This window comes from Actinoplanes sp. NPDC048988 (genome assembly GCF_043197815.1).
Lineage (GTDB): Bacteria > Actinomycetota > Actinomycetes > Mycobacteriales > Micromonosporaceae > Actinoplanes.
On the sequence record NZ_JBICTW010000016.1, the window covers coordinates 227,073 to 247,230 of the forward strand.

Here is a 20,158-nt window from a genome sequence, read left to right on the forward strand (position 1 = left end):
AGTTGTCTTAACCCTGTCCGATGGCCGCCTTGGCGGCGGTGACGAAGGCCGCGGCCCCCTGCTCCGGCGTCTGACGGCCGTACTGGACCTCCTCGGCGATGCGGACCAGCTCGGTCTTGACCTTGCTGTGGCCGGCCGGCGGGACGCTGGGCGAGGTCGGGCCGAACTTCTTGCTCAGCTCGTCCTGCACGGCGATGGTCTGCTTCATGGCCGGGTCGGTGGCGGTCTCGGCGACCGTCTTGCGGACGTCGAGGTTGGGCGGCAGGCCCCGGTCGGTGCCCAGGATCTTGCCCGCCTCGGGGTCGTTGGCCAGGAAGTTCAGCACGTCGACGGCGGCGTCCTTGTGCTTGGTGCCGCGGAAGGCCGAGAAGTACATGGAGGCGCGGGCCCACTGCGCGCTCGGGTCACCCGGGTACGCGATGACGCCCAGCTCGCTCTTGGTGTTCTTCTTCAGCTCCGGCATCTGGTTGACCCAGACCCACGACGTGCCGGCCTTGCCGGTGACCACCAGCTGCTTGCTGATGTCGGTGGCGTTGCCCTCGTGGATCACGTCCGGGGTCGGCGTCGCCCCCTGCTCGCGGGCGCCCTTCCACAGCTGGAACCACTTGGTGATGTCGGCCTCGTCGAAGGCGAGCGTCTTGTCCTTGTACAGGTCCTTGCCGTTCTGCCGCAGGTAGACCCAGAGCGCCTGGTAGACCGCGCTCGGGTCCTGGGTGCCGGGCACCTTGGCCGTCTTGGAGACGGTGGCCGCCCAGGAGATGAAGTCCTCCCAGCTCATGCCGGTCTTGGGCTCGGGCAGCTTGTTCGTGGTGAGCAGCGTCTTGTCGTACACCAATCCCTGGGTGTTCTCGCCCATGGACAGCCCGGCCAGCTTGCCGTCGACAGTCCCGTAGTCGATCAGGCCCTTGGAGATCTTGGTGATGTCGAGCTTGCCGCTCTCGGTGTAGGGCTTGAGGTCGAGGGTGACGTTGCGCTCGGCGTACTCGGAGATGTAGTTGTCGTCGATCTGGAAGATGTCCGGGGCGTTGCCGCCCGCGGTGAGCGTGGCCAGCTTGTCGAAGTAACCCTGGTTGGCCTGCCAGGTTTTCTTGAACGTCACGTTGGGGTGCTTGGCGGTGTAGAGGTCGAGCGCCTTCTCGGTGAGTTCGGCGCGTTTCTCCGCACCCCACCAGAAGAACGACAGTTCGACCTTGTCACTGCCCGAGCCACCACCGTCGTCGTCGCCACCGCACGCCGCCGCCGGAAGGAGCAGAGGCAGGGTGAGAACGGCGGCGAGCAGCCGGCGTCGGGTACGTTGAGCGGGCGTGAGACCCCTCGTGATGGGCTCCATGGCGCGTACTCCTTTTTAGGAGGCGACACCTCCGGGGGCGATCACGTCGCCCGGGTCCGCAGGGCTGTGCGGACCCGGGCCCGGCCCCGTCGAGTCGCGGATGACCAGTTCGGTCTGCAGATGGACGTGAGCGGTGGTGCGGCGGTCGTCGCCATGCGCGAGCAGCATGTCGACGGCAGCCCGACCGGCGGCGGCGGTGGGAGTCGCCACCGTGGTCAGCTTCGGGCGGGTGAGCCGGCTGAGCATGATGTCGTCGATGCCGACGACGCTGACGTCGCCGGGCACGTGGGCACCGGCGGCCAGCAGACCCTCGATGAGACCGATGGCCATGAGGTCGTTGTAGGCCAGCACCGCTGTGGCGCCGGCCCGCAGCACGTCCTCGGCCACGGTCAGGCCGCCGACCTCGGTCGGCGGGTTCGGTCCGATGATGGTGAGCTCGGCGTTCGCGGCGCGCGCGGTGGCGGTCGCCGAGCGGCGGATCTCGCGGCTGGTCCACGAGCCGCGGGGGCCGCTGACCAGGGCGAGGTGGCGGTGGCCGAGCCCGGCGAGATGGTCGACGGCGCGGCGGGCGCCGCCGGCCACGTCCATCGCGACGGCCGGGATGCCGGCGATCTGCCGGTTGACGACGACCAGCGGCACCTCGCGGCTGAGCTGCTCGATCAGCGTGTTGCTCATCCGGGGGCTGCACAGCAGCACGCCGTCGACCTGCTTGGCCAGCGCGCGCACGACCTCTTCCTCGAGCGCCGGGTCCTCGTTGGTGTCGGCCACGAAGATGTGGTGGTCGTGTTTGCGGGCCTGGCTCTCGGCCGCCTTGATCAGCGGCGGGAAGAACGGGTTGGCGATGTCGGCCACGATCAGGCCGATGTTGTAGGTCCGGCCGGTGATCAGCGCCCGGGCCGCCCGGTTGGGCCGGTAGCCGAGCTGCTCGGCACAGGCCAGCACCCGGCTGCGCGTGTTCGGGTTGACCAGATGCGGCGCCGAGAAGGTGCGCGACACCGTCGAGATGTGCACGCCGGACGCCTTCGCGACGTCGCGGATGGTTACTGACATGCCCACCTCCAATGTGTCCCCGGTCACGGGTTGACGCCCATTAATGCAAGCGGTTGCACACATGTCAATGCCGTTCTGTTGCAGGCAGGTGACGAACGGATACTGAGAAGGCGCTCTTAAGCGGACAAAAGCCAGCGGATCGTTGACTCACGGGGATCGATCTGTCTAACTTCCCTGCAAACCTTTGCTGCCCGGGAGGACTCCCGAATGAGACGCTTCGCCGTCGTCGGCGCCGGCTCGCGCGCCGAGATGTTCATCAGAGCGATCACCGCGGAACCCCACGCCGAGCTCGTCGCGCTGGCCGACGTCAACCAGTCGCGGATGGACGCGCACAACGGCTGGCTCGATGACCCCGTACCGACCTATCAGGCCGCCGACCTGGCCGCCATGCTCGCCAAGGAACGCGTCGACGAGCTGATCGTGACCAGCGTCGACAGCACCCACGCCGGGCACATCGTGACCGCCCTCGAGGCCGGCTGCGACGTCATCACCGAGAAGCCGATGACCGTCGACGCCGAGAGCTGCGCCACGATCCTCGACGCGGTGAGAAGGACGGGACGAAAGGTCCAGGTCGCCTTCAACTACCGGTTCAACCCGGTGCACGAGATGGTCCGCACGCTGCTCGCCCGCGGCGAGATCGGCGAGATCGGCTCGGTGCACTTCGAGTGGCTGCTCGACGTGCGGCACGGCGCCGACTACTTCCGTCGCTGGCACCGCGACAAGGCCAACTCCGGCGGCCTGCTCGTGCACAAGTCGGGCCATCACTTCGACCTGGTCAACTGGTGGCTCGGCGCCACGCCCCGGGAGGTCTACGCGCAGGGCCGGCTCTTTTTCTACGGCGAGGACGGCCGCCGCCACGGCTACGCCCGCGAGTACGAGCGGTCGACCGGCAGCCCCGGCGCGGCCGGCGACCCGTTCGCGCTCGACCTGGCCGGCAACGACAAGCTCAAGGCGCTCTACCTGGACGCCGAGGGCGACGACGGCTACCTGCGCGACCGCAACGTCTTCGACCCGGGCATCACCATCGAGGACGATCTGGCCGTGCTGGTCCGCTACGACACCGGCGCCACCATGACCTACCACCTCACGGCGTACGCGCCCTGGGAGGGATACCGCCTGATGGTCAACGGCAGCCGGGGCCGGCTCGAGCTCGAGGTGGTCGAGAGCGACCACGTCAGCCCGGCCGCGGCCGGCGAGGTCAAGCAGGGCGCCTCCCCCGAGGCGGGCTCGGTGACGTTGACCATCCGGCCGTTCTGGGCGCCGCCGTACGCGGTGGAGCTCCAGCCGCGCAGTCGCGAGGGGCACGGCGGGGCCGACGCCCGGATGACCGGCGTGCTGCTGGGCGGCCGCGCCGACCCGATGAACCGCTCGGCGACCGCCCGGGACGGCGCGCTGGCGCTGCTGACCGGCCTGGCCGCCAACCGCAGCCTGCAAGAGTCGGCCCCGGTCGCGGTGGCCGGCCTGCTCGGAGAGGAAGTTACCGCGTGACCGACCCCGTATTCGCCCTCGACCCGGCGCAGGCCGGCATCGCCCGCGAGCTGCACGCGGCCGCGCGCGACCTGCCGCTGCTCAGCCCGCACGGGCACGTCGACCCGGGCCTGCTGGCCGACGACGAGCCCTTTTCCGACCCGGCGCGCCTGCTGATCGTGCCCGACCACTACGTCACGCGGATGCTGCTGAGCCAGGGCATCGCGCCGGACCGGCTGGGCGTGCCGCGCCGCGACGGCGGGCCGGTCGAGACGGACGGGCGGGTCATCTGGCGGCTGCTGGCGGAGAACTGGCATCTCTTCCGGGGTACGCCGTCGCGGCTGTGGCTGGAGCGGACGTTCAGCACCGTGTTCGGCGTGGAGAAACGACTCGGCCCGGAGACGGCCGACGACGTGTACGACGAGATCGCCGCCCGCCTGGCCGAGCCGGCGTTCCGGCCGCGGGCCCTGTTCGAGCGGTTCGGCATCGAGGTGCTGGCCACCACCGAGTTCCCCACCGACGACCTGAGCCGGCACGCCAAGCTGGCCGCCGACGGCTGGGGCGGGCCGGGCGGCCGGGTGATCAGCACGTTCCGGCCGGACAACGTGGTCGACCTGGAGCGCGACGACTGGGCCGAGGCGGTGGCCCGGATGGGCGAGCTGGCCGGCCAGGACACCGGCACGTACGCCGGATATCTTCAGGCCCTGCGCCGGCGCCGGGAGGCGTTCATCGGGGCCGGCGCGACGTCGTCCGACCACGGGCACCCGACGGCGCGGACGGTCGCCCTCTCCCCCGCCGAGGCGGCCGCCCTGTACGACCGGGCGCTGCACGGCGAGGCGACTGCGGCCGACGCCGAGGCGTTCCGCGGGCACATGCTGCTGGAGTTCGCGCGGATGTCGCTCGACGACGGCCTGGTCCTGCAGCTGCACCCGGGCGCCGTGCGCAACCACAACCGGCGGCTGTTCGCGGCCCACGGGGCCGATGTGGGCGGGGACATCCCGCAGGCGACGTCCTATGTGGAGGCACTTCGGCCGCTCCTGGACGCGTACGGCATGGAACCGCAGTTGACGGTGGTCCTGTACACGCTCGACGAGCAGGCGTTCAGCCGGGAACTCGCCCCGCTGGCCGGCGGCTATCCGGCGCTGTTCCTGGGCGCGCCCTGGTGGTTCCTCGACACGCCGGGCGCCATGCTGCGCTTCCGCGAGGCGGTGACCGACTCGGCCGGCTTCTACAACACGGCCGGCTTCGTCGACGACACGCGCGCCTTCTGCTCGATCCCGGTCCGGCACGACATCGCCCGCCGGGTCGACGCCGCCTACCTCGCCTCGCTGGTCGTGCAGGACCGGCTGCCGCTCGACGAGGCCGCCGCGACGATGGCCGACCTCGCGTACCACCTCCCCAAGCGCATCTTCAAGATCGGCAGGACCGCATGATCACTGACGTACGGGTTCACGACGTCCGCTTCCCCACCGCGGCCGCCGGCGACGGCTCCGACTCGATCAACAAGGGCGACTACTCCGCCACCTACGTCGAGCTGGTGACCGACGGACCTTTCACGGGCACCGGATTCACCTTCACCAACGGCCGGGGCAACGAGATAACCGCGGCTTGTGTACGGGCTCTGGCCCCGGCCGTCCTCGCCATGGGCAACGATCCGCTCGAGTTCCTGCGGTCGCTCACCGCCGACGTGCAACTGCGGTGGATCGGGCCCGAGAAGGGCGCCCTGCACATGGCGACCGGCGCCCTGGTCAACGCGGTCTGGGACCTGCGGGCCAAGACCGAGGGCAAGCCGATGTGGCAGCTGCTGGCCGAGATGCCCACGGCCGATCTGGTCGCCTGCGTCGACTTCCGGCACATCGACGACGCCCTCACGCCGGGCGAGGCGGCCGCGATCCTCGACAAGGGCCGCGACGGCCTGGCCGACCGGCTCGCCCTTCTGCGCTCGGAGGGCTTCCCCTCGTACACCACCAGCGTCGGCTGGCTCGGCTACCCGGACGACAAGGTGCGGCAGCTGACCCGTACCGCGTACGCCGAGGGCTGGCGGGCCATGAAGATGAAGGTCGGCGGGCCGATCGAGGACGACGTACGCCGGGCCCGGATCATCCGCGCCGAGATCGGGCCGGACGCGCTGCTCATGATGGACGCCAACCAGATCTGGGGCGTCGACGAGGCGATCGCCAACATGGCCCGGCTGGCCGAGTTCGACCCGTACTGGATCGAGGAGCCGACCCACCCGGACGACGTGCTCGGCCACGCTCGCATCCAGCGCGCCGTGACGCCGGTCCGGGTCGCCACCGGCGAGGTGGCGGCCAACCGGGTCATCTTCAAGCAGCTGCTGCAGGCCGAGGCGATCGGCGTCATGCAGATCGACGCGTGCCGGGTCGCCGGCATCCCCGAGGTGCTGGCCGAACTGCTGCTCGCCGCCAAGTTCGGGGTTCCGGTCTGCCCGCACGCCGGCGGGGTCGGCCTGTGCGAGCTCGTCCAGCACCTGGCGATCTTCGACTACCTGCGGGTGGGCACGTCCCTCGACGGCCGCATGGTCGAGTACGTGGACCATCTCCACGAGCACTTCACCGACCCCGTACGGACCCGGAACGGCCGTTATCTCGTACCGGAGAAACCCGGCTACAGCTCCGACCTGAAGCCCGAGTCGATCGCCGAGTTCTCCTTCCCCGAGGGGCCGGCATGGAACTGACCCGAACGTCGCTGCCCGCGCCGGGCGTCGTGCACCTCGGACTCGGCGCCTTCTTCCGGGCCCACCAGGCCGTCTACACCGAGGACGCGATGGCCGCGGCCGGCGGCGACTGGGGCATCGTCGGGGTCGCCCCGCGCTCGCGCGCCGTCGTCGACGCGCTGCGCGCCCAGGACTTCCGCTACAGCGTCACCACGCTCGGCCCGTCCGGCACCAGCACCCGGGTGATCAGCGCGCTGGCCGGCGCGCTGCCGGCCCGCGCCGACCCGGCCGCCGTGGTGGCGCTGCTGGCCGACCCGGCGATCCGGGTCGTCACGCTGACCGTCACCGAGAAGGGCTACAAGCTCGACCCGGCCACCGGGCGGCTGCTGCTCGACGACGACCTGCGGGCCGACCTCGAGACCGACCGCGCGCCGCGGACCGTGCCCGGCCTGCTCATCCGCGGCCTGGCCGCCCGGCGGCGGGCCGACGCCGGGCCGATCGCGTTGGTCAGCTGCGACAACCTGCCGTCCAACGGCCACCGGTTGCGCGGGCTCGTGCACCACCTGGCCGCGGCGACCGGGACCGCCGAGTGGGTGGCGTCCAGCGTGACCTTCCCGGGGACCATGGTCGACCGGATCGTCCCGGCCAGCACGGCCGAGACCTACGCGATCGCGGAGCGCGCCCTGGGCGTCCGGGACGACGCGGCGGTCAGCGGCGAGCCGTATCGCCAGTGGGTCATCGAGGACGACTTCCCGGCCGGGCGTCCCGCCTGGGATCTCGCCGGGGCCGTCCTCACCGACGACGCGCAGCCGTGGGAGCGCCTGAAGATCCGTACCCTCAACGGGGTGCACTCGGCGATCGCCTACCTGGGCGCGCTGGCCGGCCGCGAGACCATCGCGGCCGCGCTCCAGATGCCCGGCATGCTCCCCGCGATGCGGCACTTCATCGCCGACGACATCACCCCGTGCCTGTCGCCGCCGCCCGGGGTCGACCCCTCGGCGTACGGGGAAGAGGTGTTGACCCGCTTCGAGAATCCGGCCATCGCCTACCGCACCCTGCAGGTGGCGGGCGACGGCTCGCAGAAGCTCCCGCAGCGGGTCCTGCACACCATCCAGGACTGCCGCAAGGCCGGTTCGATGCCGCGCTGGGGCGCGCTCGTGGTCGCGGCCTGGATGCGCTTCGTGCAGGGCACCGCCGACGACGGCCGCGCGCTGCCGCTGGACGATCCGCTGGCCGACCGGATCCGGGCCCGGCTCGCGGCCGCTCCCGCCTCTGCCGAGGGTGTGGTGGACGCGCTGCTCGGCCTGGACACCGTCTTCGCCGCCGACCTGGCCGACGACGCCGGCCTGCGCGCCGAGATCGTCTCGTGGCTCACGGCACTGACGAAGCACGGCGTCGCGGACACCCTGGCCGGTGTGCGGTGAAGGTCGCTCTGATCGGCGCCAACGGCCATGGGGCGTGGCATCGCCGGAACATCTCCGGCACATCGCATGTGCAGTTCGTGGGCATGGCCGACCCCCAGCCCGTCGCCGAGCCCGAGGCGCCGGTCTTCACCGACCACCGCACGCTCCTGTCGGCGACCCGGCCCGACGTGGTGGTGATCTGCACGCCGCCGCCGACGCACCTGCCGATCGCCCTGGACGCCCTCTCGTACGGCTGCGACCTGCTCCTGGAGAAACCACCGGTGCTGTCCCGGGCCGACCACGCGACGCTCACGTCGGCTCTGACGGCGTCCGGCCGCGTCTGTCAGGTCGGATTCCAGGCTCTGGGCTCGGCCGCGTGGTCCCGTTTTCGCGACGCTCTGCCCACCCCGCTGACGGGGATCGGGGCGGTGGCGTCGTGGCAGCGCGACGACGCCTACTACGCCCGCGCCTCGTGGGCGGGCCGCCGGGGCGTCGACGGCGCGCTGGTCAACCCCTTGGCCCACGCCGTCATGCAGGCCCTGGCCACGGGCACCGCGGCCGGCGCCGGGCGGCCCCGCCAGCTGGCCGTCGAGCGCTACCGCACCCGGGACATCGAGGTGGACGACACCGCTTTCGCCCGGGTCACCTTCGACAGCGGCCTTCAGCTCCTGGTGGCCGTGACACTCGCCGGCGAGCACTTCATCGCGGGCGAGATCGAGGCTCGGGGCGCCGGCGGCCGGGCCCTCCTGGAGTATCCGACCGACCGCCTGGCCCGGCCCGGCGCGGCCACCCTGACCGAGGTCCCCGGCCGGGCCGATCTGCTCACCAACCTGCTCGACCACCGCGCCGACGGCACCCCACTGCTGGTTCCGTTGGCCGTCACCGCCGATTTCACCGCGGTGCTGGAAACTCTGGCCGGCGCCCCGCTCCCCCGGCTGCTCGCCGGCGACACGGTGGCCGTCGACGGCCCGCACCGCACCATCCTCGGCATCAACGAGGTGCTGGTGAAGGCCGCCGCCACCCTGTCTCTGCCGTCAGAGCTCGGACTGCCCTGGGCCGTCCGCCCCTACCGGCGCCGGCTCCTCCTCGATCACCGGTGAGGCGGTGAGCAGCTCGACCTCCCAGTGCTCGACCAGGCCCTCGCCCTCCTCGTCGGCCTCCAGGTAGCTGCGCACGCGGACGCCCAGGCCCAGCTGGTTCGCGGCGCGCAGATGCTCGGTGACGTCGTCGATGCCGGTCAGGTAGTGGGTGGCGATGAGGTCGGGCTGCACGGTGCTTTCGTCAAGGTCGGTCACGGCATCAGGTTAATCACCCAGGGTCCGCCGCAATCGCAGGCCCGGGGCCTTGCGGACGAAGGTGCGCAGGGCGACCAGCTCACCCCGGTCGAAGCCGAGGATCCGGACCTCCCGGCCGCCGGTGGCTCCGGGGATCTCCAGGGGGCCCTCGCCGCCGCCCAGGTCGGTGGTGCAGCGCGGGCGGCCGTCCACGACGACGTCGGCCCGGTCGACCCCGGCGGTCGCGAACGAGGCGGTCAGCCGGCCGTCCACCTCGGCCAGCTCGACGTCGAAGCGGCGCCGGGGCAGCTCGTCGAGCAGCTTGAGCGCCTCGGCGAACAGGTCGGCGTCGTCCTCGAGCACGTCGCGCCGGGTCGGACGGTGCAGCGTGCGGGGCACGACGCCGTAGTCCTCGAGCGGGGTGCCGGCGTTCGGGCCGACCCGCAGCACCCGGCGGATCACCAGCGACAGGCCGGCGCCGTGCGGGAGCGGCTTGTACGGCGAATCTCCGTCGGGCAGCCGGGCCAGCAGGTCACCCAGCTGCCAGATGTTGCCGCCGCCGGCGCCGGTGTTGTTGTCGACGCCCAGGACCAGGCCGATGCCGTTGTCCTGGAAGCCGGCCGCGAAGATGTCGGCCGCCGAGTAGCAGCGGGCGTCGGTGAGCAGGACGATCGGCCCGAAGTAGGACTGCGGGACGACCTCCAGCATGTCGCGCCCGGTGAGCGGGATGCCGGCCGAGTAGAGGGCGCCCGAGTCGATCGCCTGATCGAGCGACTTGCGCCAGGGCTCCAACTGGTCGTTCCGCCGGGCGATCCGCAGGTTGAGCGGGGTGGCCGCGAACTGGGCCGGCTCCGGCTCGACCGGGCGGGCGACCAGCGCCTGCAGGCACATCTCGGAGGCGAGCACGGCGCCGCCGCCGTTGCCGCGGATGTCGAGCACCAGGCCGTCGGGGGGCAGCAGGCCGAGCAGGCGGATGAACTCGCGGACGAAGCCGAGCACGCCGCTGCCGGTCGGCAGGAACGTGCGGATCCGCAGGTGCCCGACGACGCGGTCGCCCACCGGCACCCGGCGCGCCTCGAAGACGGTCGGCGCCTCGGAGGGGATGCCCGGGCCGGCCGAGTCGCCGGCCAGCGCCTCCGGCGCGAACAGGGCGGCGCGCAGCCAGGCCAGCTGGGCGCCCTCGGCGTCGACGCCGAGCGGGGTGCCGACCTCGGCGGCCGGCCCCTCGGCGGTGGTGGCGATCGGCACCACGCTCCACACCTGACGGGTCTCCCGCTCCTGCCCGTCCCGGTCCACGTACCGGATGATGACCCAGTCCTCGTCGGGCGGGGGCCCGAAAGCGAGCGAGCGCACGGTGAACATGCTGACCGCGCGGGCGTGCCGGGCCTCCGGGTTGGCGCCCGGCAGACACTCGGCGAACCGTTCGACGGCGCGGTGGATCGGCACGCCGTTCCAATGGGTCACCTCGGCCCCGAAACCGAACGGCCCGTCGCCGAGCTCCGCCGTCGACCGCCCGACCAGGTAACGGTGGCGGCCGTCCTCGACGAACTCCTTGAGCAGGAAGGGCAGGTACGCGCCGGCGCCGTTGAACGGCTCCGGCAGCGTGTACCGGGTGTGCAGGTCACGCAGCGAGTTGAAGATGGCGACGAGCTCCTCGTGCAGCCGCCACTCGCGGCCCGGGTCGTCCTCCTGCCGGGCCAGGCGCTGGTCGAGGAGCCGGAGCCGCTGCAACGGGTTGATGCCGTAGCGGGCCACCTTGAACCCCAGCAGCGCGTAGTTGCTCTCGAGGATCAGCAGGGCCTGCCGCACGATGAGCCGCCGCTCGTCGAGCGTGAGTTTCCCGATCTCGTTGCCCGCGAGGAAGTCCGGAAGCGACACGGTCGCGGGGAGAGCGCTGTCCGCCTGCGTCATCGCCCCAGCGTAGGGCCGTTACGGCCGCTAGGATCCTGTCCGATCAACGACCCTGGGGGGCTGACGTGCTGTCCGATCGCCACGCGTGCGTCGCCGCCGGCCTGGGGTGCACCCGCCGCCTCGACCGTTCCTGCCGCGCCCCCGAGATCTGCCTGCGGGATCCGGCCGGCGAGGGCGGCCGGGAGGGCCCGGTGCCGGGTGGCTGCGACACCTTCACCGACGGCCGCGGCCGGTGGATCCGCTTCACCGCCGACAACCGCCACCGGTCCGTCTTCTCCGAGGGGCGCCTCTGGATCGACGGGACGCCGGTCGGCCAGGACCACACCATGGATCCGTGCGGGTGGTGGCTCGGCAACCGTTTCTACGTCGCGCAGGCCGACGGGCCGGACGACCACCCGGCCCAGGACTACACGATGGGTTACCTGGTCACCACGATCAACTCGCTGGTCGTCTACGACGCGGACCGCGCGATCGAACACGTCTTCGACCCCGCCCCGGACGAGCACTGGACCGACCCGCGCGCCGAGTGGGCCGACGGCGCTCTGCACCTCCGGCCGCGCCCGGCGGCCCCGGCCGACCGCGTCATCCCGCTTGCGCGGCCCTGAGAGCATTCGTGCGGTGCGGGGTTACTTGATCATCGCGATGTCCGTGCTGCTGGCCGCCGTACTGGCCCGGCACCGCTGGGTGCCCGGCTTCGGCCTGCGACTGGGCAGCCTGCTGGAGACCTTCCTCCCGTGGCTGGGCCTGGCCGTCCCCGTGCTGGCCGCCCTGGCGTGGTGGCGGCGCCCGCGGATCGCGCTGCCGGCCGTCCTGCTGCCCCTGATCGCCTGGTTCGCGGTGTTCGGCGCCTGTCTGGTGCCCACCCGCGACGACTCGGCCGGCCTGATCGCCGTCCAGCACAACGCCAGCGACGAGAACATCGACCCGGCCGGCACCGCCCGCGCCCTGATGGCCGCCGAACCGGACCTCATCGCCCTGGAGGAGGTGACGTTCCCGGCGGTCACCGAGTACGAGACGACGCTGGCGCCCGCCTATCCCCACCACAGCGTCCAGGGCACGGTGGGCCTGTGGTCCCGGTACCCGCTGACCGAGGCCGCCCCGGTCGACATCCGCCCGGCCGGCTTCGGCCCCGATTGGAACCGCGGCCTCCGGGCGGTGGCCCAGACCCCGCAGGGCCCGATCGCCGTCTACGTGGCTCACCTGCCGTCGGTCCGCATGGACGTCTCCGGCCTGGACTCCGCCCCACGGGACGAGAGCGCCACGAGACTGGGCTCCTTGCTGGAATCCGAACCGCTGCCGCGCGTCATCGTCCTGGGCGACCTCAACAGCACGGTCCAGGACCGCGGCCTCGCCCCTGTCCTGGACCACGTGACGACGTCCCGCGACTTCGCCTTCAGCTTTCCCGCCCGCTTCCCGATCGCCCGCATCGACCAGATCCTGGCCCGCGACCTGAGGGTGACCGGCCTTCGCACGCTGCCGAAGACCGGAAGCGACCACTTGCCGATCCTCGCCCGGATACGGGGATAGCGCCCATGCGCTCGATCCGGTGGGCCGCCCCGCTTCTCCTCGGCCTGGCCGCCTGCTCGCCCGGCCGGCCCGAGGAGCAGCCGCGCCTGATCACCTGCGTCGACGAGGAGGCCCACGGCCGGGCCACCGCCGCCCCGGCCCAGAACGACCTGACCGTCGGCCCGGTCACCTGGCCGGGGCTGAGGAGCTGGGCGGCCGCCGACCCGGACGACTTCGCCGGCGGTCAACCCGGCCACTACAAAGTCGGCATCGTGGTCAAGGCGGCCACCACCGTCACAGTGTCGATCGCCGGCCCGGCCCGCCTCACCTACGGTCAGCGCGCCGGGTACAGCCCAGCGTCGTCGATCACGTTCCAGGCCTGCGACGACTTCGACACCGTGTACTTCGGCGGCTTCCACGCCCCCGAGCGCACGTGCGTTCCCGTCACCGTCGAGGAGCGGGGCGAGCCGCCGGTCCGAGCGACCGTCTCCTTCTTCGCCGGCCCGTGCGCCGGATCATCGGGGTAGCTGGTCGCGGGGCCAGGTGCTGTCGCGCAGGATCAGCTCGGCCGGGACGTGTTCGACGCGGGGGGCGTCGCCGGCGGCCGGGTCGAGGGCCAGCGTCATCGCCCGCTCGCCCAGCTCGGTCAACGGCAGGCGGACCGAGGTCAGGGCCGGGGTCACGTCGCGGGCGATGGGCATGTCGTCGAAGCCGACGACGCTGATGTGGCGGCCGGCCGTGCGCATGGCGGCCAGGGCGCCGACGGCCATCGAGTCGTTCAGGGCGGCGATCGCCGTCAGGGACGGGTCGTCGGCCAGCAGCTTTCCGGTGATGGCCTCGCCGCCGTCGCGGGTGAAGTCGGAGTGGGTCACGTGGACGGTGGCGCCGTGTTCGGTGGCGGCCCGGTGCAGGCCGGCCAGGCGGTCGACCGTCGTGGTCAGGGACGGCGGGCCGGCGATGGCGGCGATCGTGGTGTGGCCCAGTTCGCACAGGTGCTTGCCGGCCAGGTAGCCACCCTCCTCGTTGGCGGGCAGGACCGCGTCGCCGGGGTGCTGGTGGCGGCCGATCACGGCTATCCGGCCGCCGGTGGCCTCGAAGGCGCGCATGCGGTCGTCCAGCTCGGAGGCGGCCGCGCTGTCCAGGTAGCCCGAGCCGGCGATGACGATGGCCGCGACCTGGTGGGCGTGGAGCAGGTCGATGTACTCCATCTCGCGGCCGGGGTCGCGGAAGCTGTTGCAGATGATGACCAGGCGGCCGTTCGCCGTCGCCACCCGTTGCAGACCGCGGGTGATCTCGGCGAAGTAGGGGTCGGAGACGTCGTGGACGATGACGCCGACGGCGTTGCGGTTCGAGCGGGCCAGCATCTGGGCGTGCGCGTTGGGCACGTAGCGCAGCTCGGCCACCGCGGCCAGCACCCGGGCCCGCAGCTGTTCGGTGACCGGTTTCGGGCTGCCGTTGATGATGCGGGACGCCGTCGCGGTCGACACTCCGGCGTGGCGCGCGACATCGGCCAGGGTTGCCATAAGCCTCCTCAGGACGACGACAGACCACGACGGCACCGACAGTTGCCCGGAGGATACCGCCCGCGCTCTTGCCCGGTCGGCAGCACGCCGAGTACGGTCTCAGGAAAGCGCTTACCTCAGGACTTTTCAAGGCCCCGGAGGCAACCAGCATGGATCGAACCACCATCGGCATCGTCATGAACGGCGTCACCGGCCGGATGGGCCTGCGGCAGCACCTGATCCGCTCGATCCTCGCGATCCGCGAGGACGGGGGTCTGCCGCTGCGCGACGGCACCGTGCTCTGGCCCGAGCCGATCCTCGCCGGGCGCAGCGAGGCCAAGCTCCGCGCGCTGGCCGACCGGCACGGTCTCACACAGTGGACGACCGACGTGCCGGGCGCGCTCGCCCGGCCCGACGTCCACGTCTACTTCGACGCCCAGGTCACCAGCGCCCGGGTGAAGGCGCTGCGGCAGGCCATCGAGGCCGGCAAGCACGTCTACACCGAGAAGCCGGTGGCGGAAAGCCTCGAGGAGGCGGTCGAGCTGGCCCGGTTCGCCGACGCGGCCGGGGTCAAGCACGGCGTGGTGCAGGACAAGCTCTTCCTGCCGGGCCTGCGCAAGCTCGCGCGGCTGGTGCAGGGGGGTTTCTTCGGGCGCGTCCTCTCCGTACGCGGGGAATTCGGTTATTGGGTCTTCGAGGGCGACTGGCAGTCCGCGCAGCGGCCGTCCTGGAACTACCGGTCGGCCGACGGCGGCGGCATCACGCTCGACATGTTCCCGCATTGGCACTACGTGCTCGAGCAGATCTTCGGGCCGGTACGGGCGGTGACCGCCCGCTCGGTGACCCACATCGACCGCCGGTGGGACGAGAACGGCGCGGCGTACGACGCGACGGCCGACGACGCGGTGTACGGGCTGTTCGAGCTCGACGGCGGCGTCGTGGCTCAGATCAACAGCTCCTGGGCGGTCCGGGTCAACCGCGACGAGCTGGTGGAGTTCCAGGTCGACGGCACGCACGGCAGCGCGGTGGCCGGCCTGCACCACTGCCGCGTCCAGCCGCGCGCGGCCACCCCGAAGCCGGTCTGGGACCCCGATGTGCCGACGGCGCAACGCTTCCGCGACCAGTGGCAGCAGGTGCCCGACAACGAGGTTTTCGCCAACGGGTTCCGCGCTCAATGGGAGCAGTTCCTGTTGTACGTCGCCGAGGACGCCCCCTACACCGGCGACCTGTGGGCGGGCGCGCGCGGTGTGCAGGTGGCTGAGCTGGGCCTTCGGTCCTCGCGTGAGGGCCGGCGCCTCGAGATCCCGGAGCTCGACCGATGATCTTCAGCGGGCGCGGCGCGGAATTCCGGCAGAAACGAGGCTTCCGATCTCGGATCGCCTATGCGGCCGCGCCGGTGACCGCGGATCCCACCGCTGAGAACATCCCGGGCGCGCCGGCCCACCTTGACTGGGACACCACGCTTCGGTTCCGGCATCACTTGTGGGATCACGGTTTCGGCGTGGCCGAAGCCATGGACACCGCGCAGCGAGGAGCCGGTCTCGATTACGCGGCCACCCGCGAGCTGATCAGGCGGAGCGCCGCCGAGGCCACCGGCCCCATCGTCGCCGGCGTGGGCACCGACCAGCTCCCGGCCGGGCCGGCCACCATCGACGACATCACGAAGGCGTACCTGGAACAGCTGAGCGACGTCCGCCAGGCCGGCGCCACCCCGGTCATCATGTGCTCCCGGCACCTCGCCGCGGCCGCTCGGGACGCCGACGACTACCGCCGCGTCTACGGCGAGCTGCTGTCCCAATCGGACGGACCGGTCCTGCTTCATTGGCTGGGCGAGGCTTTCGACCCGCTGCTGGCCGGCTACTGGGGTGGCGACGACACCGTTCTCGACATCATCCAGGAGCATGCGGCGAGGATCGAGGGCATCAAAATCTCGTTGCTGGACGCGGATTACGAGGTCGAGCTCCGCCGCCGGCTTCCCGAGGGTGTCCGCATGTACACCGGCGACGACTTCAACTACCCGTCCCTCATCCTCGGCGACGACCAGGGCCACTCCGAGGCCCTGCTGGGCGTCCTGGCCGTGATCGCCCCACCCGCGGCGGCGGCGTTCCGGGCGCTCGACGAGGGGGACGTCACCGCGTACGAGCAAATCCTCTCTCCGACCCTGCCGCTGGCCCGGCACCTGTTCGCGGCGCCGACCTACCACTACAAGACCGGCATCGTCTTCCTCAACTGGCTGGCCGGCCACCAGGACCACTTCACGATGGTCGGCGGCGCGCAGTCCGGGCGCTCACCGCGGCACCTGCTCGCGCTGATGCGGCTGGCCGACGAGGCCGGCATCCTGCCCGACGCCGACCTCGCCACGCACCGCGCCGGCGCCTGGCTGACGACCGTGGGGATGAGCCGATGAAAGGGTTCTCGCTGAATCAGGCCACCACCAAGCGGTGGCCCCTGGAGGATCTGGTCGCCGGTTGTGTGGCCGCCGGCGTGGCCGCGGTCGGGCTCTGGCGCGAGGACGTGGCCGCGTACGGCCTGGAAAAGACCGCCGAGCTCGTGCGGGACGCCGGTTTGACCGTGTCGTCGCTGTGCCGCGGCGGCTTCTTCCACGAGGCCGGCTGGTACGACGAGAACCGGCGCGCCATCGACGAGGCGGCCGCGCTCGGCACCGACACGCTCGTGCTCGTCAGCGGCGGCCTGCCCGGCACCAGCCGCGACCTCGACGGCGCCCGGCGGCACGTCGGCGACGCGATCGGCGCGCTCGTGCCGGACGCCCGCGACGCCGGTGTGCGGCTGGCCATCGAGCCGCTGCACCCGATGTTCTGTTCCGACCGCTGCGTGGTCTCCACTTTGGACCAGGCGCTGCAACTGGCCGCGCCCTATCCGGTCGAGGCGGTCGGCGTCGTCATCGACACGTACCACCTGTGGTGGGACGACAAGGTGTGGCAGGGAATCGCCGACGCCGGCCCGCGGATCGCCGCCTTCCAGCTCGCCGACTGGATCACCCCGCTGCCCGAGGGCGTGCTGCTCGGCCGCGGCCTGCCCGGCACCGGATCGGTGGACATGCGCCGCTTCCACCGCGCGGTGTCCGAGGCCGGGTACGACGGCTGGGTCGAGGTCGAGGTCTTCCACGAGGACGTGTGGTCACGGCCGGGGGCCGAGGTGCTGGCCGAGGCGTACGAGGGATACCGGGCGGCCGTCTCGTGAACCTGTACGACTACGTCACCGAGCCGGACCTCGACATCCGGCTCGGCCCCCGGCCGTACCTGCACCCGGTCCGCACCCTGGCCGGAACGGTCGTCACCGACGCGCTGCCGTTCGACCACCCGTGGCACCTGGGCGCCTCCCTCACCATGGCCGACGTGAACGGCTGGAACCTGTGGGGCGGCCGCACCTTCGTCGACGGCGAGGGCTACGTCTGGCGCGAGGACCACGGCCGCATCCGCCACCTCACCCCGGAGGACCTGGTCTGGGAGGACGGCGAGGGCCGCACGCTGCTGACCGAGCGCCGGCGGATCGCCGCGACCGCTTCGGCTGACGGCTGGGAGCTTTCCTTCTCGTACGCCTTGACGGCCCCCCACGAGGTCACCCTGGGCAGTCCAGCCACGAACGGCCGCACCGGGGGCGCCGGATACGGCGGGTTCTTCTGGCGCTGCCCGCCCGGCCAGGCGGTCGCGTCGGCCGAGAACGGCAGCGCCGACCCGGCGCTGACGCTGACCACCGACTCCTACCGCCTCACGTTCACCGGCCTGCGCGACGCCGACCGCTGGTTCCTGCGCACCGACGACTACATCGGCGTCTGCGCGGCCCTGGCCTACACCGACCCGCTCGTCATCCCGGCCGGGGAGACCATTCACCGCGACATTCGGGTACGCATAGAGGATGTCCACTGAGATCGTCTTCGAGACCCACTCCTGGAGCGAGGACAACGACCGGGGCTACGCCACGGGCTGGCTCCCCGGCCGCCTGTCCGCACAGGGCCGCACCTTCGCGGCCGAGTTGGGCGCCCGCCGCCGCGACGACGGCATAGCCGCCGTCTTCACTTCCGACCTGCGCCGAGCCACCGAGACAGCCGAGATCGCCTTCGGCGACTCCCCCATCCCCGTCCTGTACGACTGGCGCCTGCGAGAGTGCGACTACGGCACCCTGAACGGCACACCAGCCGCCACCCTCCACAAAGGGGACCACCTGGACGTCCCGTTCCCCGGCGGCGAGAGCTGGCGTCAGGCGGTCCACCGCAACGGCCGTTTCCTGTCCGACGTCCCGACCCGCTGGAACGACACCCGCATCCTCGTCATCGGCCACGTCGCCACCCGCTGGTCCCTCGACCACCTGATCAACGGCATCCCGCTGGAAGAGCTGGCCGCCACCGACTTCGCCTGGCGCGAAGGCTGGGAGTACCGCCTGAGCGGCTAGGTTCCGCGCGCGGACGAGCACACGTTCGGGGCTGTCATCGCGGCGGGCCGACGGATCGTCCGAGATCCCGATCGGCTGGCGGCGTTTCGGCGGGATCACCCGGAGCTGAGCCGCCCGGAGCCTCACGGAGCCGCTTGTTGCAGATCATGGCCCTCATCTGGGGCTATCCAGAGGTGCTGGCCGGATCGTTTGCAGGAATGGCGATACTCATTGACGTTCGCCTATCGACTTGCCTAGCGTGCCGTCAGGAAAGCCCTTACCTCAGGCGATGTGGAAGGTGCGGCATGCGCAGACGGACGTTTCTTCGGCTCTCGGCCGGCGCGATCACGGTCAGCTCGGCCGGCGCGGTCGCGGCCGGAGCCACCAGTGCGGTCGCGGCCGGGTCGACCGGCGCGGTCGCGGCCGGGTCGAGCGGCGCGGTCGCGGCCGGGTCGGGCGGTGCGGCCGCGGGCCGCATCATCGTGGCGGCCGACGGGTCCGGGGACTTCGCCTCGGTTCAGGCGGCCGTGGACGCGGCGCCCGGCGGTGAGGTCGTCATCGGGGTGCGGCCCGGTATCTATCACGGGCAGGTGGTGATTCCGGCCGGCAAGCCGGGGATTCGGCTGTACGGGCTGGGGCGGCGGCCGCAGGACGTGGTGATCGCCGACGATCGGGCCAACGGGACGCCGCGGCCGGACGGGGGCACCTGGGGGACGACCGGCAGCGCCTCGGTGACGGTCGACGGGGACGGGTTCCGGGCGCGGAATCTGACGTTCGCCAACCTGTTCGACGAGGCGGCCCACCCGGAGATCACCAACCGGCAGGCGGTCGCGGTGCTCACCCGGGCCGATCGGGTGGAGTTCCGGGAGGTGCGGTTCCTCGGCAACCAGGACACGCTCTACGTGAACAGCGCCGGCGCGGCGACCATCGCCCGGGCCTACTTCCGGGACTGCTCCGTGGAGGGCGACGTCGACTTCATCTTCGGGCGGGCCACCGCGGTCTTCGAGCGCTGCCGGATCCACTCTCTCGACCGCGCCTCGACCCCGGCCGGCTACGTGACCGCGCCCAGCACCTCGATCACGAACCCGCACGGGCTGCTCTTCACCCGTTCCCGGTTCACCTCGGACGCGCCCGCCGGTTCGGTCTTCCTCGGGCGGCCGTGGCATCCGAGCAACGACCCGGCGGCGATCGGCCAGACCGTCATCCGCGAGTCGTACCTCGGCGCCCACATCGGCGCCACCGCCTGGAGCGACTTCGGCACCTGGCCCTGGCGCGACGCCCGTTTCGGCGAATTCCGCAACTACGGGCCGGGCGCGATCGCCGGCCCCGACCGTCCTCAGCTCACCCGGGACGAGGCCGCCGCGAACACGCCGGCCGCCTTCCTGCGCGGCGCGGACGGCTGGGCCCCCGATCTCTGCAAATAACCTGCGTCACTGAACCCATTGACGACCATCACCGCTCGTGGGAGCGTCGCAGGCAAGCGCTTTCCTGCACCTCAACGCGCCGACCGCCGCCAGGAGTTGCCATGCACAGACCCACCGCCGTCGCCGGCCTAGCTGTGCTGTCCAGGGACGTTGGTCAACCTGGTGATGGGTGGTAGGCCACCGATTGCTGAGTGGGGTCGGTGGTGATTGTAGTGATGCAGGAAGGCC

General features: G+C 71.8%; 20 protein-coding genes. 14 read left to right on the top strand and 6 right to left on the bottom strand.

Annotated elements, in window-relative coordinates:
- Positions 1 to 7 precede the first annotated feature (7 nt).
- Both ACGFJ7_RS36815 and ACGFJ7_RS36820 read right to left on the bottom strand, forming a co-directional pair.
- Positions 8 to 1,330: an extracellular solute-binding protein gene (locus ACGFJ7_RS36815; protein WP_360258577.1), complete on the bottom strand. Its 1,323-nt coding sequence runs from the start codon at positions 1,328 to 1,330 to the stop codon at positions 8 to 10.
- Positions 1,331 to 1,345: 15 nt separating this feature from the next.
- Positions 1,346 to 2,380 carry a LacI family DNA-binding transcriptional regulator gene (locus tag ACGFJ7_RS36820; protein WP_360258580.1) on the bottom strand — a complete coding sequence of 345 codons (1,035 nt, stop codon included), beginning with the start codon at positions 2,378 to 2,380 and terminating at the stop codon, positions 1,346 to 1,348.
- 207 nt (positions 2,381 to 2,587) lie between these two features.
- Between ACGFJ7_RS36820 and ACGFJ7_RS36825 the strand changes: the two genes are divergently transcribed.
- The 5 genes from ACGFJ7_RS36825 to ACGFJ7_RS36845 are packed head-to-tail and all read left to right on the top strand — an operon-like array spanning position 2,588 to position 9,024.
- A complete protein-coding gene (locus ACGFJ7_RS36825) occupies positions 2,588 to 3,868 on the top strand; it encodes a Gfo/Idh/MocA family protein (protein WP_392646543.1) in 1,281 nt (426 codons plus the stop codon).
- Positions 3,865 to 5,280, top strand: coding sequence for a glucuronate isomerase (uxaC, locus tag ACGFJ7_RS36830; protein WP_392646545.1), 1,416 nt, complete (start codon positions 3,865 to 3,867; stop codon positions 5,278 to 5,280). Before ACGFJ7_RS36825 ends, uxaC begins: the two co-directional genes overlap by 4 nt.
- Positions 5,277 to 6,542 (top strand): enolase C-terminal domain-like protein, encoded by a 1,266-nt coding sequence (locus tag ACGFJ7_RS36835; protein ID WP_360258589.1) that lies wholly within the window; start codon positions 5,277 to 5,279, stop codon positions 6,540 to 6,542. The genes uxaC and ACGFJ7_RS36835 overlap by 4 nt, the downstream gene beginning before the upstream one ends.
- Positions 6,533 to 7,945, top strand: coding sequence for a mannitol dehydrogenase family protein (locus tag ACGFJ7_RS36840; protein ID WP_392646547.1), 1,413 nt, complete (start codon positions 6,533 to 6,535; stop codon positions 7,943 to 7,945). Before ACGFJ7_RS36835 ends, ACGFJ7_RS36840 begins: the two co-directional genes overlap by 10 nt.
- Positions 7,942 to 9,024 (top strand): Gfo/Idh/MocA family protein, encoded by a 1,083-nt coding sequence (locus tag ACGFJ7_RS36845; RefSeq protein ID WP_392646549.1) that lies wholly within the window; start codon positions 7,942 to 7,944, stop codon positions 9,022 to 9,024. The genes ACGFJ7_RS36840 and ACGFJ7_RS36845 overlap by 4 nt, the downstream gene beginning before the upstream one ends.
- Here ACGFJ7_RS36845 and ACGFJ7_RS36850 read toward each other — a convergent pair.
- Together ACGFJ7_RS36850 and ACGFJ7_RS36855 are read right to left on the bottom strand one after the other, a co-directional pair.
- A complete protein-coding gene (locus ACGFJ7_RS36850) occupies positions 8,959 to 9,219 on the bottom strand; it encodes a hypothetical protein (RefSeq protein WP_360258598.1) in 261 nt (86 codons plus the stop codon). The genes ACGFJ7_RS36845 and ACGFJ7_RS36850 overlap by 66 nt on opposite strands.
- Positions 9,220 to 9,228: 9 nt before the next feature.
- Positions 9,229 to 11,109, bottom strand: coding sequence for a S41 family peptidase (locus ACGFJ7_RS36855; protein WP_392646550.1), 1,881 nt, complete (start codon positions 11,107 to 11,109; stop codon positions 9,229 to 9,231).
- Positions 11,110 to 11,174: 65 nt separating this feature from the next.
- On the opposite strand from ACGFJ7_RS36855, the gene ACGFJ7_RS36860 reads away from it, so the two are divergent.
- Genes ACGFJ7_RS36860 through ACGFJ7_RS36870 form a run of 3 tightly spaced genes read left to right on the top strand, consistent with a single transcriptional unit; the run spans position 11,175 to position 13,142 of the window.
- On the top strand, positions 11,175 to 11,714 hold the full coding sequence (locus tag ACGFJ7_RS36860) for a hypothetical protein (RefSeq protein WP_392646552.1): 540 nt from the start codon (positions 11,175 to 11,177) through the stop codon (positions 11,712 to 11,714).
- A 13-nt stretch (positions 11,715 to 11,727) separates the two neighbouring features.
- Entirely contained in the window at positions 11,728 to 12,636 is a 909-nt protein-coding gene (locus ACGFJ7_RS36865; protein ID WP_392646554.1) for an endonuclease/exonuclease/phosphatase family protein, read from the top strand.
- Positions 12,637 to 12,641: 5 nt separating this feature from the next.
- Entirely contained in the window at positions 12,642 to 13,142 is a 501-nt protein-coding gene (locus ACGFJ7_RS36870; protein ID WP_360258610.1) for a hypothetical protein, read from the top strand.
- Here the strand turns inward: ACGFJ7_RS36870 and ACGFJ7_RS36875 are convergent.
- Positions 13,131 to 14,138, bottom strand: coding sequence for a LacI family DNA-binding transcriptional regulator (locus ACGFJ7_RS36875; protein ID WP_392646556.1), 1,008 nt, complete (start codon positions 14,136 to 14,138; stop codon positions 13,131 to 13,133). The two genes, ACGFJ7_RS36870 and ACGFJ7_RS36875, sit on opposite strands and share 12 nt — an antisense overlap.
- Before the next feature lie 149 nt (positions 14,139 to 14,287).
- On the opposite strand from ACGFJ7_RS36875, the gene ACGFJ7_RS36880 reads away from it, so the two are divergent.
- From ACGFJ7_RS36880 to ACGFJ7_RS36905, 6 genes are all read left to right on the top strand, one after another.
- Positions 14,288 to 15,439, top strand: coding sequence for a Gfo/Idh/MocA family oxidoreductase (locus ACGFJ7_RS36880; protein WP_360258616.1), 1,152 nt, complete (start codon positions 14,288 to 14,290; stop codon positions 15,437 to 15,439).
- A complete protein-coding gene (locus tag ACGFJ7_RS36885) occupies positions 15,436 to 16,524 on the top strand; it encodes a DUF993 family protein (RefSeq protein ID WP_360258619.1) in 1,089 nt (362 codons plus the stop codon). The genes ACGFJ7_RS36880 and ACGFJ7_RS36885 overlap by 4 nt, the downstream gene beginning before the upstream one ends.
- Positions 16,521 to 17,318, top strand: coding sequence for a sugar phosphate isomerase/epimerase family protein (locus ACGFJ7_RS36890; RefSeq protein WP_392646558.1), 798 nt, complete (start codon positions 16,521 to 16,523; stop codon positions 17,316 to 17,318). The genes ACGFJ7_RS36885 and ACGFJ7_RS36890 overlap by 4 nt, the downstream gene beginning before the upstream one ends.
- Entirely contained in the window at positions 17,315 to 18,004 is a 690-nt protein-coding gene (locus ACGFJ7_RS36895; RefSeq protein ID WP_360258625.1) for a DUF6807 family protein, read from the top strand. Before ACGFJ7_RS36890 ends, ACGFJ7_RS36895 begins: the two co-directional genes overlap by 4 nt.
- Positions 17,994 to 18,527, top strand: coding sequence for a histidine phosphatase family protein (locus ACGFJ7_RS36900; RefSeq protein WP_360258628.1), 534 nt, complete (start codon positions 17,994 to 17,996; stop codon positions 18,525 to 18,527). The genes ACGFJ7_RS36895 and ACGFJ7_RS36900 overlap by 11 nt, the downstream gene beginning before the upstream one ends.
- 284 nt (positions 18,528 to 18,811) lie before the next feature.
- On the top strand, positions 18,812 to 19,930 hold the full coding sequence (locus ACGFJ7_RS36905) for a pectinesterase family protein (RefSeq protein WP_392646561.1): 1,119 nt from the start codon (positions 18,812 to 18,814) through the stop codon (positions 19,928 to 19,930).
- A 128-nt stretch (positions 19,931 to 20,058) separates the two neighbouring features.
- Here the strand turns inward: ACGFJ7_RS36905 and ACGFJ7_RS36910 are convergent.
- Positions 20,059 to 20,158: integrase core domain-containing protein (locus tag ACGFJ7_RS36910; RefSeq protein WP_139338199.1), on the bottom strand; the 100-nt coding region annotated here is incomplete at its 5' end.

Excerpts from the sequence above, each read along its gene's own strand:
- ACGFJ7_RS36815 (WP_360258577.1), bottom strand. The coding sequence starts at position 1,330 with ATGGAGCCCATCACGAGGGGTCTCACGCCCGCTCAACGTACCCGACGC.
- ACGFJ7_RS36820 (WP_360258580.1), bottom strand. The coding sequence starts at position 2,380 with ATGTCAGTAACCATCCGCGACGTCGCGAAGGCGTCCGGCGTGCACATC.
- ACGFJ7_RS36825 (WP_392646543.1), top strand. The coding sequence starts at position 2,588 with ATGAGACGCTTCGCCGTCGTCGGCGCCGGCTCGCGCGCCGAGATGTTC.
- ACGFJ7_RS36835 (WP_360258589.1), top strand. The coding sequence starts at position 5,277 with ATGATCACTGACGTACGGGTTCACGACGTCCGCTTCCCCACCGCGGCC.
- ACGFJ7_RS36840 (WP_392646547.1), top strand. The coding sequence starts at position 6,533 with ATGGAACTGACCCGAACGTCGCTGCCCGCGCCGGGCGTCGTGCACCTC.
- ACGFJ7_RS36855 (WP_392646550.1), bottom strand. The coding sequence starts at position 11,109 with ATGACGCAGGCGGACAGCGCTCTCCCCGCGACCGTGTCGCTTCCGGAC.
- ACGFJ7_RS36870 (WP_360258610.1), top strand. The coding sequence starts at position 12,642 with ATGCGCTCGATCCGGTGGGCCGCCCCGCTTCTCCTCGGCCTGGCCGCC.
- ACGFJ7_RS36875 (WP_392646556.1), bottom strand. The coding sequence starts at position 14,138 with ATGGCAACCCTGGCCGATGTCGCGCGCCACGCCGGAGTGTCGACCGCG.
- ACGFJ7_RS36880 (WP_360258616.1), top strand. The coding sequence starts at position 14,288 with ATGGATCGAACCACCATCGGCATCGTCATGAACGGCGTCACCGGCCGG.
- ACGFJ7_RS36885 (WP_360258619.1), top strand. The coding sequence starts at position 15,436 with ATGATCTTCAGCGGGCGCGGCGCGGAATTCCGGCAGAAACGAGGCTTC.
- ACGFJ7_RS36890 (WP_392646558.1), top strand. The coding sequence starts at position 16,521 with ATGAAAGGGTTCTCGCTGAATCAGGCCACCACCAAGCGGTGGCCCCTG.
- ACGFJ7_RS36900 (WP_360258628.1), top strand. The coding sequence starts at position 17,994 with ATGTCCACTGAGATCGTCTTCGAGACCCACTCCTGGAGCGAGGACAAC.
- ACGFJ7_RS36905 (WP_392646561.1), top strand. The coding sequence starts at position 18,812 with ATGCGCAGACGGACGTTTCTTCGGCTCTCGGCCGGCGCGATCACGGTC.